General features: G+C 71.6%; 9 protein-coding genes. 8 read left to right on the top strand and 1 reads right to left on the bottom strand.

The annotated features are described in order from the left end of the window. From IR212_RS11585 to IR212_RS11560, 6 genes are all read left to right on the top strand, one after another. The gene (locus IR212_RS11585; RefSeq protein WP_194396060.1) at positions 1-1,227 is read left to right on the top strand and encodes an acetate/propionate family kinase; all 1,227 of its coding nucleotides are present in this window, start codon (positions 1-3) and stop codon (positions 1,225-1,227) included. A 92-nt stretch (positions 1,228-1,319) separates the two neighbouring features. Next, positions 1,320-2,051, top strand: coding sequence for an HAD family hydrolase (locus tag IR212_RS11580; RefSeq protein ID WP_194396059.1), 732 nt, complete (start codon positions 1,320-1,322; stop codon positions 2,049-2,051). After that, positions 2,048-4,573, top strand: a complete 2,526-nt coding sequence (locus tag IR212_RS11575; RefSeq protein WP_194396058.1) for a glycoside hydrolase family 65 protein — start codon at positions 2,048-2,050, stop codon at positions 4,571-4,573. The genes IR212_RS11580 and IR212_RS11575 overlap by 4 nt, the downstream gene beginning before the upstream one ends. A gap of 207 nt (positions 4,574-4,780) precedes the next feature. After that, the gene (locus IR212_RS11570) at positions 4,781-7,072 is read left to right on the top strand and encodes a DNA polymerase III subunit gamma and tau (RefSeq protein ID WP_194396057.1); all 2,292 of its coding nucleotides are present in this window, start codon (positions 4,781-4,783) and stop codon (positions 7,070-7,072) included. Between the two features lie 3 nt (positions 7,073-7,075). Continuing rightward, positions 7,076-7,669 carry a recombination mediator RecR gene (recR, locus tag IR212_RS11565; protein WP_194396056.1) on the top strand — a complete coding sequence of 198 codons (594 nt, stop codon included), beginning with the start codon at positions 7,076-7,078 and terminating at the stop codon, positions 7,667-7,669. A gap of 122 nt (positions 7,670-7,791) precedes the next feature. After that, positions 7,792-8,721 (top strand): DMT family transporter, encoded by a 930-nt coding sequence (locus tag IR212_RS11560; protein WP_194396055.1) that lies wholly within the window; start codon positions 7,792-7,794, stop codon positions 8,719-8,721. 49 nt (positions 8,722-8,770) lie between these two features. Here the strand turns inward: IR212_RS11560 and IR212_RS11555 are convergent, their stop codons facing one another. Beyond that, positions 8,771-9,259, bottom strand: a complete 489-nt coding sequence (locus IR212_RS11555) for a hypothetical protein (protein WP_194396054.1) — start codon at positions 9,257-9,259, stop codon at positions 8,771-8,773. A 140-nt stretch (positions 9,260-9,399) separates the two neighbouring features. Here IR212_RS11555 and IR212_RS11550 point away from each other — a divergent pair, with 140 nt between their 5' ends. After that, positions 9,400-10,686: an aspartate kinase gene (locus IR212_RS11550; protein WP_194396053.1), complete on the top strand. Its 1,287-nt coding sequence runs from the start codon at positions 9,400-9,402 to the stop codon at positions 10,684-10,686. A gap of 286 nt (positions 10,687-10,972) precedes the next feature. Further along, positions 10,973-12,043, top strand: coding sequence for an aspartate-semialdehyde dehydrogenase (locus IR212_RS11545; protein WP_194396052.1), 1,071 nt, complete (start codon positions 10,973-10,975; stop codon positions 12,041-12,043). The last annotated feature ends 79 nt before the right edge of the window (positions 12,044-12,122 follow it).

Here is a 12,122-nt window from a genome sequence, read left to right as displayed (position 1 = left end):
ATGACCCCGGTGCTCGTCATCAACAGCGGCTCGTCTTCGTTCAAATACCAGCTGCTCGACATGGACACCGAGCGCACGCTCGCCTCGGGGCTCGTGGAGCGGATCGGCGACGCTCTCGGGGTTGCGCGGCACACCGTGTACGCAGCGCCGACGGACGGCCCGGCGGCGGCGTTCCTCGACGCCACCCGCACGCGCGAGCTGCCGATCGCCGATCACACGGCAGGGTTCGGCGTCATGCTCGAAGCGTTCGAGTCGGATGGGCCGTCGCTCACCGACTCGCCGCCCGGCGCCGTCGGGCACCGCGTCGTCCACGGCGGCGCGCGGTTCTTCGAGCCGACGCTGATCACCCCCCTCGTCGAGATCAACATCGACGAGCTCGCGGTGCTGGCGCCGCTGCACAACCCGGCCAACCTCGCCGGCATCCGCGCGGCGCGGGCCGCGTTCCCCGACGTGCCCCACGTGGCGGTCTTCGACACGGCATTCCACCAGACCCTCTCACCGGCCGCCTACACGTACGCGATCGACGCCGAGATCGCGGCATCCCACCGCATCCGCCGCTATGGATTCCACGGCACCTCCCACAAGTTCGTGAGCGACGCGGCGGCAGCCTTCCTGGGGCGCCCGCTGAGCGAGCTCAAGCAGATCGTGTTCCACCTCGGCAACGGGGCCTCGGTGACGGCGATCGACGGCGGCCGATCCATCGACACCTCGATGGGCTTCACGCCGCTCGAGGGTCTGGTCATGGGCACCCGATCGGGCGACATCGACCCGGCCGCGCTGTTCCACCTCTCTCGACGTGCCGGGATGTCGATCGACGAGCTGGACGACCTGGTGAACAGGCGAAGCGGGCTGCTGGGGCTCGCCGGATCCAACGACCTGCGCGACATCCGCGCCGCCATCGCGCGCGGCGACGAGCGCGCCATGCTCGGGTTCGAGGTGTACGTCCACCGGCTGCGCTCGTACGCCGGGGCGTATCTGGCGCAGCTGGGCGGCGCCGACGTCATCTCCTTCACAGCCGGCGTCGGCGAGAACGCCCCGGCGGTGCGAGCCGGTGCGCTGGCGACACTGGGCTTCGCGGGCGTGGAGATCGACCCCGTCCGCAACGAGGCGCCGGAGCGCGGCATCCGGATCATCTCGACGGATGCCTCGGCCGTGACGGTCCTCGTCGTCCCGACCGACGAAGAGCTCGAGATCGCGCGTCAGACCTTGGGTGCCGCACGGCCCTGATCCGAGGGTGTGAAGCGGGCCTGCGCCCGCATTACGCTTGCTGAACGGCGCCCCCAGGTGCCGATGCACCTCACCCCGCCCTCGGAGGTTCTGTGGCTCCCGACGCCCTGCCCGATCTGACGTCCTTCGACGCCGTGCTCTTCGACCTCGACGGCGTCCTCACGCCGACCGCCGACGTGCACATGCACGCGTGGCGGACCATGTTCGAGGAGCTCTTCGCCGCCTGGGACATCACGCCGGCGTACACGGAGCGCGACTACTTCGATCACCTGGACGGGAAGAAGCGGTATGACGGAGTGGCGAGCCTGCTCCGCTCGCGCGACGTCGAGGTTCCGTGGGGCGATCCCTCCGATCCGCCGACCGCCGACACCGTGTGCGGCATCGGCAACCGCAAGAACGCCGTCTTCGAGCGCGTGCTGCGGGCCGAGGGCATCACCGCGTACCCCGGGTCGCTGCGGGTGCTCGACCTGCTGGCGGATGCCGGCACCCCGGTGGCCGTGGTCTCGAGCTCGAAGAACGCCGAGGAGGTGCTGGCCGCCGCCGGCATCCGCGACCGATTCGCCGTCGTCATGGACGGCGTGATCGCCGAGCGGGAGCACCTGGCGTCCAAGCCCGCGCCGGACGTCTTCGTCGAGGCGGCCCGGATGCTGGGCGTCGAGCCGTCCGCGAGCGCCGCCGTCGAGGACGCGATCAGCGGCGTGCGCTCGGCGGTGGCGGGCGGCTTCGCGCTCGTCGTGGGCGTCGACCGGGGTGCCGGCTCGGCGGACCTCTCAGACGCCGGTGCGCACGTGGTGGTGAAGGACCTCGAGGAGTTCACGCGATGATCAACCGGGACCGCTTCCCCGTCGACCCGTGGCGCCTCGTCGAGAAGTCGTTCGACATCGACGACGCCGGCGTCACCGAGACGCTGTTCGCCGTCGGCAACGGCTATCTCGGCATGCGCGGCAACCACCCGGAGGGTCGCTTCGCCCACGAGCACGGCACCTTCATCAACGGCTTCCACGAGACGTTCCCGATCCGCCATGCCGAGCAGGCCTACGGCTTCGCCGAGGTGGGGCAGACGATCGTCAACGCGCCGGACGCGAAGATCATGCGCGTGTACGTCGATGACGAGCCGCTGTCGCTGGACGTGGCCGACGTGCGCGACTACGAGCGCGTCCTCGACATGCGCGAGGGTGCGCTGCGACGCCACCTCGTCTGGATGACCCCGTCGGGCAAGGAGGTGCGGATCGAGTTCGAGCGGATGGTGCCGTTCGAGGAGAAGCACCTGGCCGTGATGACGATCGACGTGACCGTCCTCAACGCCGACGCCCCGGTGACGGTGAGCTGCCAGATGATCAACCGGCAGGACGGCGAGGACGTCTACGGCGGCACCCCGTCGGCGCCGCGGCGCGCGGGGTTCGACCCGCGCAAGACGGAGAAGCTCCCGGAGCGCGTGCTGCAGCCGCAGGAGTACTGGCAGGACCGGCTCCGCTCGGCGCTGTCGTACCGGGCCACCGAGTCGGGCATGACCATCGCCATCGTCGCCGACCATCTGGTCGAGACCGCGAACGACTTCACCTCTCGCACCCTCATCGAGCCCGACATCGCCAAGAACGTGTTCCGGGTGCAGGCGCGGGCGGGCGTGCCCATCCGCATCACCAAGCTGGTCAGCTATCACACGTCGCGCGGCGTGCCGGCCCGTGAGCTCGTCGACCGCTGCCGCCGCACCCTCGACCGGGCGCTCGCCGAAGGGCTCGATGAGATCCGCGCCCGGCAGCGCGCCTGGCTCGACGCGTTCTGGGAGCGCTCCGACGTGCGCATCGGCGGCCACGACGACCTGCAGCAGGCGACCCGCTGGTGCCTGTTCCAGCTGGCGCAGGCCGCGGCGCGCGCCGACGGTCAGGGCGTGCCGGCGAAGGGCATGACGGGATCCGGCTACTCAGGCCACTACTTCTGGGACACCGAGATCTACGTGCTGCCCTTCCTCGCGTACACGACCCCGCTGTGGGCGCGCAACGCACTGCGCATGCGCTACCTCATGCTGCCGGCCGCCCGTCGGCGCGCCTTCCAGCTGAACGAGGCGGGGGCGCTGTTCCCGTGGCGGACGATCAACGGGGAAGAGGCATCCGCCTACTACGCCGCCGGCACGGCGCAGTACCACATCAACGCCGACGTCAGCTACGCGCTGGCGAAGTACGTGCGGGCGACGGGCGACGACGAGTTCCTCTACCGGGAGGGCGTCGACATCGCCGTCGAGACGGCGCGCCTGTGGGCGACGCTCGGATTCTGGCGCTCCAATGACGGCGTCATCGACGGGGAGGGCGACTCGTTCCACATCCACGGTGTCACCGGGCCAGACGAGTACACCACGGTCGTCAACGACAACCTCTTCACGAACGTGATGGCCCGGTTCAACCTGCGGTTCGCCGCCCGCACGGTGCGCGAGATGGCCGAGATCGACGGCGAGGTGTACCGCCAGATGGTGGACCGCCTGTCGCTCGAGCCCGGCGAGCCGGACGCCTGGGAGCGTGCCGCAGAGGCCATGCACATCCCGTTCAGCCCGACGCTCGGCATCCATCCCCAGGACCACGTGTTCCTCGAGCGCGAGATCTGGGATCTCGAGAACACCCCGCCCGACAAGCGGCCGCTGCTGCTGCACTTCCACCCGCTGGTGATCTACCGCTACCAGGTGCTCAAGCAGGCCGACGTGGTGCTCGCGCTGTTCCTGCAGGGCAACCACTTCTCGCCGGAGGACAAGCTCGCCGACTTCGAGTACTACGACCCGCTGACGACCGGCGATTCCACCCTCTCAGCCGTGGTGCAGGCGATCCTCGCCGCCGAGGTCGGCTACCAGGACCTCGCACTGGAGTACTTCCGGGAATCGATCTTCGTCGACCTCGGCGACCTCCACCACAACGCCGCCGACGGCGTGCACGTCGCCTCGGCGGGCGGCGTGTGGACGGCGCTCGTCTCGGGATTCGGCGGCATGCGCGACCACTTCGGCGAGCTGTCGTTCGACCCTCGCCTGCCGGCGGCCTGGCCCTCGCTGGACTTCGTCCTGCACTGGCACGGCACGCCGCTCACCGTCACCGTCACGCGCGACGAGCTGCGGGTGCGCGCGGCCGCCGGCGACCCCGTCGGCTTCAGCGTGCGGGGCGTGGGCTACGTCGTGGGCGCCGGTGAAGAGGTCGTGGTGCCGCTGGAAGGGCAGGGCCCGGTGATCTCGGGGCGGCCCACGCTGCGCGAGCTGGGCGACGCCCGCCGCGAGGACGGCTCGCTGCTGTCGGCGTCGGTCCCGACCGTGACGTCCTCGATCCCCATCATCGTCGGCGCCGCCGACGTCCAGCAGGGCGCCGACGTCTGAGTCCCCCGGACGGAGGATGCCCCGGGCCGCCGGTCGCGACCGGACTGGCGGTTTGACAACTCGGGACCGGACTTCGGCGCGCGAGCGCGGCTGCCGGGGCCGACGGCATCGTGCTCCAGGCGCTGGGTCCGGAGGGATCTCGCGGGGCCCCGGCGCGGCGGCCGAGAGGGCGGGCGAGGTGTCGGCGCCACGCCGTAGGCTGGGGGCGTGACCACCGCCCTCTACCGCCGCTACCGGCCTGAGTCGTTCGGCGAGATGATCGGCCAGTCCCAGGTCACCGAACCGCTCATGACGGCACTGCGCAGCGATCGGGTCGGGCACGCGTATCTCTTCTCCGGCCCGCGCGGCTGCGGCAAGACCACGTCGGCGCGCATCCTCGCACGCTGCCTGAACTGCGCCGAGGGTCCCACCGACACTCCCTGCGGCACGTGCGAGAGCTGCGTCGAGCTGGGTCGCGGCGGGGGCGGCTCGCTCGACGTCGTCGAGATCGACGCCGCCAGCCACAACGGCGTCGACGACGCGCGCGATCTGCGCGAACGGGCCGTGTTCGCCCCCGCGCGCGACCGCTTCAAGATCTTCATCCTCGACGAGGCGCACATGGTGACGCCGCAGGGCTTCAACGCCCTGCTCAAGCTCGTCGAAGAGCCGCCCGAGCACGTCAAGTTCATCTTCGCCACGACCGAGCCCGAGAAGGTCATCGGCACGATCCGCTCGCGCACGCACCACTACCCCTTCCGCCTCGTTCCGCCGGCGGCCATGCTCGAGTACGTCGAGCAGCTGTGCGCGCAGGAGGGCGTCGAGGTCGAGCAGGGCGTGCTTCCGCTCGTCGTGCGGGCCGGCGGCGGCTCACCCCGCGACACGCTGTCGCTGCTCGACCAGCTCATCGCCGGCTCCGACCCGACGGCAGGCACCGGTGCGCTGACGGTGCGGTACGCGCGGGCCGTCGCCCTCCTCGGGTACACGCACGCCGAGCTGCTCGACGAGGTCGTCGACGCCTTCGCCGCCTCCGACGCCTCAGCGGCCTTCGGGGCCGTCGATCGGGTCGTGCAGACCGGTCAGGACCCCCGTCGCTTCGTCGACGACCTGCTCGAGCGCCTCCGCGATCTCATCGTCGTCGCAGCGACGGGCCAGGACGCCGCCGCGGTGCTGCGCGGGGTGTCGGCCGACGACCTCACCCGCATGCGACGGCAGGCGGACGCCTTCGGCGCGGCACGTCTGTCGCGCATCGCCGACCTCGTCGTCGGCACGCTGGACGACATGACCGGCGCCACATCGCCCCGGCTGCAGCTCGAGCTCATGGTCGCCCGCGTGCTCGCCCGGGGTACGGATGCCGCGCCCGCGGCGGCTACCGCCAGCGCCGGGGCGACCGCAGCGACCCCTGCGAGTGCCGGCGCGCCCGTGGCGGCCGCCGCGAGTGCCGGCGCGCCCGGCACCGCGGGCGGGTCCCCGGTCGGCCCTGTCGAGGGCGCAAGCTTGCGCCGGCCGGAGCAGGCGGCTCCCGCGGCGGGTTCCCCTCCGATCCCGCCGGCCGACGCCCCGCCGCCGCTCCCCGCCGGTCCGGTGACGGTGGAGCGCATGAAGGACGCGTGGCCGCGGGTGCTCGGGCGACTGGAGGAGATCAGCAGGTCCTCGTGGATGCTCGCCTCGGGCGCCCGCATCCTCGCGTTGGACGGCGACGTGCTCACCCTCGCGTTCACGAGCCAGACCGACGTCGGCAAGTTCAAGCACCTCGCCGCCGGCAAGGGGCCGAGCGAAGACCTTCGCCAGGCGATCCTGGCCGAGCTCGGCATCCGCGTGAAGTACATCGCACGGCACGACCCCGCCGGCGGACCAGGAGGTCCGGGGGATCCGCGCGGTCCCGGCGGCGCCGGCGGACCCGGCGCCGGCGATTCCGGCGCCCCCGAGGTGCCGGCCCCGGCGTCGCCCGGAGGCCGGGCGGACGTGCGCCCCGTGCCGCCGGCCCCCGATCACGCGCCGCCGTCCCGGGATGCACCGGTCGCGACCACTCCGCGGGCGTCGGCGTCACCGCGGGCGTCCGGCGGCGGCCACTCCGCCCCGGCTGCGGCGGCGCCCGTCACCGAGTGGGCGGTCGCGCCGATCCCCTCCGACGCCGATGCGCCGCCGCCCGATCCGGGCCCCGCAGCGTTTCCCGTCGTCGCTGCCGGCCAGCTCGCCGTCGACGATGAGCCCGAAGACGCCGCGGCGACGGCGCCCAGCCGCGTCGCCACGCTCGCGCCCGCACGGGAGGGCGACGTCCTGCCCCCGTCCGAGGTCGCACCTTCGATCGAGAGCGACGACGACGCCGACGAGACCGATGTCGACGCGGTCGATGCGGTCGTCGATCCTCCGGTGCCACCCACCGTGGCACCTCCGCTTGCTCCGGCGTTGCGCACGCGCAACGGGGGCGTGCAGCGGTACGGCGAGGCCGTGGTCCGCCAGGTCCTGGGTGCCCGGTTCGTGCGCGAGGAGCCCTACGAGCCGCCCACGAGGTTCAGCTAGCCCATGTACGACGGCATCGTCCAAGACCTCATCGACGAGTTCGGCCGCCTTCCCGGCATCGGCCCCAAGTCGGCGCAGCGCATCGCCTTCCACATCCTGCAGACCCCCGACTTCGACGTGTCCCACCTCGCCGCGCTGCTGAGCGAGGTGCGCGACAAGGTGCGCTTCTGCGAGGTGTGCGGCAACGTCTCCGAGCAGGAGCGGTGCTCGATCTGCCGCGACCCCCGTCGCAATCGGACGCTGGTCTGCGTCGTCGAAGACGCGAAGGACGTCGCCGCGATCGAACGCACCCGAGAGTTCCGTGGTCTGTACCACGTGCTGGGGGGCGCCATCAGCCCCATCGCCGGCATCGGTCCCGACGACCTCCGGATCACGCAGCTCATGCAGCGCCTCGCGGACGGCACCGTGCAGGAGGTCATCCTCGCCACGAACCCGAACCTCGAGGGTGAGGCGACCGCCACGTACCTCAGCCGCCTGCTCCACACCCTCGAGATCACCGTCACCCGTCTCGCCTCGGGTCTTCCCGTCGGCGGCGACCTCGAGTACGCCGACGAGGTCACCCTCGGGCGGGCGTTCGAAGGCCGCCGCTCGGTCTAGCGCCGATGTCGGGAGTCCGCCGTATATTGGCGGTCGTCCGTCTCGCGTGCGACCACCGCGCGGGCCACTCTTGATCCGGGACGGTGCCTGCCGCCCGCGGCGTCCGACACGGAGGGACACCCATGAACTCCCCACAGCGGTTCGACACGCGGGCGTGGCTCCTCTTCGCCGCGATGGCGCTGCTGTGGGGCATCCCGTATCTCTTCATCAGCGTGGCGGTCCAGTCGTACTCGCCGGCGGCTGTGGTGGCGGGACGCACGCTGCTCGGGGCGCTGCTGCTGCTGCCGTTCGCCCTGAAGCAGAGGGCCCTCCGTCCGGCGTTCGGGAAGATCGGCTGGGTGCTCGTGTTCGGGGCGATCGAGATGGCGGGCCCGTTCCTCCTCCTCGGCCACGCCGAGCAGACCCTCCCCTCCGGGCTCACCGGCCTGCTCGTCGCGACCGTCCCCCTGTTCGCCGCGCTGATCGCCTTCGGCGGAGGCGACCGCTCGGTGCTGCGGCCCGCCCGGGCGATCGGGCTGATCGTCGGGTTCATCGGGGTGTTCGTCATCGTCGCCGGACCGGGTCTCGCCGTCGAGGGCGGCGGCGGTCTCTTCGCCGTCGGGGAGGTGCTGCTCGTCGCGCTCCTCTACGCGATCGCGCCGTTCGTCATCGCGACGAAGCTTCGCGACGTGCCGGCACTGGGCACCATCACGCTCGCTCTGCTCGCGGTGGGTATCTTCTACACGCCGATCGCGTTCCTCACCCAGCATGAGGTGCCCACGCTCGAGAGCACGGTGTCGCTGGTCCTGCTCGCCGTGCTGTGCACGGCGGTGGCGTTCATCGCGTTCTTCGCGCTGATCGCCCGCGTCGGTCCGGTGCGGGCGCCGCTGTTCACCTACGTCAACCCGGTGGTCGCCATCGTGCTCGGCACGATCATCCTCAGCGAGCCGCTCACGCCCGGCCTGCTGGTCGGCTTCCCGCTGGTGATCGTGGGCTGCTGGCTGGCCGCGACCGGCGGGCGGCTGCGGGCTCCCCGGGCCGATGCGGAGTTCCCGCCCGTCCCCACGCCGTGACGTCGGCCGTCGCGACCACGTCCGTCGAGGGGCGCGCCGCGAGGGGCGCTCAGCGCAGGACTTCGACCAGCACGATCCACGAGACCATGAGCGCCGCCATGATGGCGAGGATCGAGCCGACGGCGAACCACACGAGCCCCTGATCCCGGCCGGCGACGAGCAGCGCGCCGCCGACGAGGTACGCCGCGGGCGCGATGAATCCGACCGCCGCCTTGCCCGTCCGCAGTCGATTGCGCGGATGGTGGTTCTCGAAGATGCGTCGCGTCGCCTGCGCCGCGAACACGGCGGCGGCGAGGGCGAGGACGATCATGGCGATGCCGTACCCCTGCGCGCCGATGCCCGGAATGAGGCCGATGGCGGAGCCGGCGAGGGCGAGCACGAGCCCCGCGATCCCTGCCGCCAGCCGGGCGGTGAGCGAGGACTCCTTGATGATGTCGCCGATGTTGACGCTCGCCGCCACGATGACGAGTCCGGCGAGCGCGGCGGTCGCGCCCACCATCGCGACGTTGAACTCCGACCACGCCTCGATCTGGTCCATGCTCGGATGGTAATGCCGTGGCACGCCGCGTACACCGCCGTCACATGGCCGGGCGCGCATCGACCCGTCCGTAAGATGGAACGTCGGGCGCGGCATCCGTTCCCCGTCCCGCCCCCTCGAGACACGCGTGGAGACTCATCGTGGCGCTGATCGTCCAGAAGTACGGCGGATCGTCGGTCGCAGACGCCGAGAGCATCAAGCGCGTCGCCAAGCGCATCGTCGACACCCGCCGCGCCGGTCACGACGTCGTCGTCGCCGTGAGCGCGATGGGCGACACCACCGACGAGCTGCTCGACCTCGCCGGTCAGGTGGCCCCGATCCCCGCGCCGCGCGAGCTGGACATGCTGCTGTCCAGCGGCGAGCGCATCTCGATGGCCCTGCTGGCGATGGCGATCCACTCGATGGGCTTCGAGGCCCGCTCGTTCACGGGCAGCCAGGCCGGCATGATCACGACAGCCGACCACGGGTCGGCGCGGATCGTCGACGTCACGCCGGTTCGGCTGCGCGAGGCCCTCGGCGAGGGCGCCATCGTGATCGTCGCGGGCTTCCAGGGCTTCAACCGCGACACCCGCGACATCACGACGCTCGGCCGGGGCGGCTCCGACACCACCGCCGTGGCACTGGCGGCGGCGCTCGAGGCCGACGTGTGCGAGATCTACAGCGACGTCGACGGCATCTTCACCGCCGACCCTCGCGTCGTGCCCAAGGCCCGCAAGCTCGGATCGGTGTCCGCCGAGGAGATGCTCGAACTCGCTGCGAACGGCGCGAAGGTGCTGTACATCCGCGCGGTGGAGTACGCGCGCCGCCACGGCGTGCTGATCCACGCCCGCTCCACGTTCAGCTCGGGCGTGGGGACCTATGTGCTCGGTCCGGGGATGAGCGTCCCCGACGCCGAAGAGGGAGAAGAGATGGAAGAGCCCATCGTCGCCGGAGTCGCCACCGACCTCGGCCAGGCCAAGGTCACGATCACCGGGGTCCCCGACGTCCCCGGCAAGGCCGCTGAGATCTTCAAGGTCGTCGCGAAATCCGGCGCCAACGTCGACATGATCGTGCAGAACGTGTCGGCGGCCGCCACCGGACGCACCGACATCTCCTTCACCGTGCCCAAGACCGACGCGGCCGTCGCGCTCAAGGCTCTCGCCGGTGACCAGGCCGAGATCGGCTTCGAGAACCTCGTCCACGACGACCAGATCGGCAAGCTGTCGGTCGTCGGAGCCGGCATGCGCACGCACTCCGGCGTGTCGGCGACCCTGTTCGAAGCCCTCAGCGTCGCCGGCATCAACATCGAGATGATCTCGACGTCCGAGATCCGCATCTCGGTCGTCGTCCGCGGCGACGATCTCGCCGAGGCCGCCCGCGTCGTCCACACCGCCTACGGCCTGGACGGCGACGTCGAGGCGACCGTCTACGCCGGCACCGGCCGCTGAGAGCCCGCCCGTCGGGATTGACGGATGCGGCGCGCGAGTGCACGACGCGCGCACGAATGCACGGGCCGCCGGCGCCGTCACGTCGTGCTCTCGCCGGAAACCCGTGCGCTCACGCGATGTCGCAGCCGAGGGCGCGGAACGGCAGGAATCGCGCGCACGCTGTCCGCCGGTGCCGGTAACACCGGCGGCGCCGTGCAGGGCGGGCCGGTAGAATCGCCCAAACCCCGCGCGTCCGACGGTGCCCGCGCGTCCGCTTCACGCTCGTGTCCCACGCTGAGGAAACCCCATGACCCGCATCTCCGATTCAGGACTCTCCGTCGCCGTCGTCGGCGCCACCGGCCAGGTCGGCACGGTCATGCGCGAGATCCTTGCCGAGCGCGACTTCCCGATCCGCGAGCTGCGTCTGTTCGCGACCGCCCGCTCGGCGGGCACCGCCATCGAGTTCGCCGGGCAGACGGTGGTCATCGAAGACGTCGCGACAGCCGACCCCGCGGGCATCGACGTCGCGCTGTTCTCAGCGGGCGCCACCGGCAGCCGCGCGCACGCGCCGCGCTTCGCCGAGGCCGGCGCCGTCGTCATCGACAACTCCAGCGCGTGGCGCATGGACCCCGAGGTGCCGCTCGTCGTCAGCGAGGTGAACCCGCACGCCATCGCGAACCCGCCGAAGGGGATCATCGCCAACCCCAACTGCACCACCATGGCTGCGATGCCGGTGCTGAAGGTGCTCGATGCCGAGGCGGGTCTGGAGCGCCTCATCGTCTCGACGTACCAGGCGGTGTCCGGCTCGGGACTCGCAGGTGCCCAGGAGCTGCTCGGCCAGGTCGAGGGGGTCCTGGCCCAGGGCCGCACGCTGGACCTCGTGCACGACGGTTCGGCCGTGGACTTCCCCGAGCCGCAGAAGTACGTCGCTCCGATCGCGTTCGACGTGATCCCGCTCGCCGGCAGCATCGTCGACGACGGTCTCAACGAGACCGACGAGGAGAAGAAGCTCCGCAACGAGAGCCGAAAGATCCTCGAGCTTCCGGACCTCCGTGTCGCGGGCACCTGCGTGCGGGTGCCGGTCTTCACCGGCCACTCGCTGTCGATCCACGCCGAGTTCGCGCGCGACATCACCCCCGAGCGCGCCCGCGAGCTCCTCGCCGACGCACCCGGTGTGGCGCTCGAGGAGGTTCCGACCCCGCTGCAGGCGGCCGGCAACGACCCCAGCTACGTCGGCCGCATCCGCGCCGACCAGTCCGCCCCCGAGGGCAAGGGCCTCGTGCTCTTCATCTCCAACGACAACCTCCGCAAGGGCGCGGCGCTCAACGCGGTGCAGATCGCCGAGGTCGTCGCGGCCAACCTGGGCGTGCACGCCTGACGCCTCGCGCGCACACGTGCAGAGCGAGCGGATGCCCCGCCCGCAGGCATCCGCTCGCTTGCCGTCCCGGCAAGAAGGG

The organism is Microbacterium atlanticum, from assembly GCF_015277815.1.
Taxonomy (GTDB): domain Bacteria; phylum Actinomycetota; class Actinomycetes; order Actinomycetales; family Microbacteriaceae; genus Microbacterium; species Microbacterium atlanticum.
This window is presented reverse-complemented; position numbering and strand designations above follow the sequence as displayed.

Coding starts and splice junctions, on each gene's coding strand:
- IR212_RS11585 (WP_194396060.1), top strand. CDS start 1: ATGACCCCGGTGCTCGTCATCAACAGCGGCTCGTCTTCGTTCAAATAC.
- recR (WP_194396056.1), top strand. CDS start 7,076: ATGTACGACGGCATCGTCCAAGACCTCATCGACGAGTTCGGCCGCCTT.
- IR212_RS11575 (WP_194396058.1), top strand. CDS start 2,048: ATGATCAACCGGGACCGCTTCCCCGTCGACCCGTGGCGCCTCGTCGAG.
- IR212_RS11555 (WP_194396054.1), bottom strand. CDS start 9,259: ATGGACCAGATCGAGGCGTGGTCGGAGTTCAACGTCGCGATGGTGGGC.
- IR212_RS11560 (WP_194396055.1), top strand. CDS start 7,792: ATGAACTCCCCACAGCGGTTCGACACGCGGGCGTGGCTCCTCTTCGCC.
- IR212_RS11545 (WP_194396052.1), top strand. CDS start 10,973: ATGACCCGCATCTCCGATTCAGGACTCTCCGTCGCCGTCGTCGGCGCC.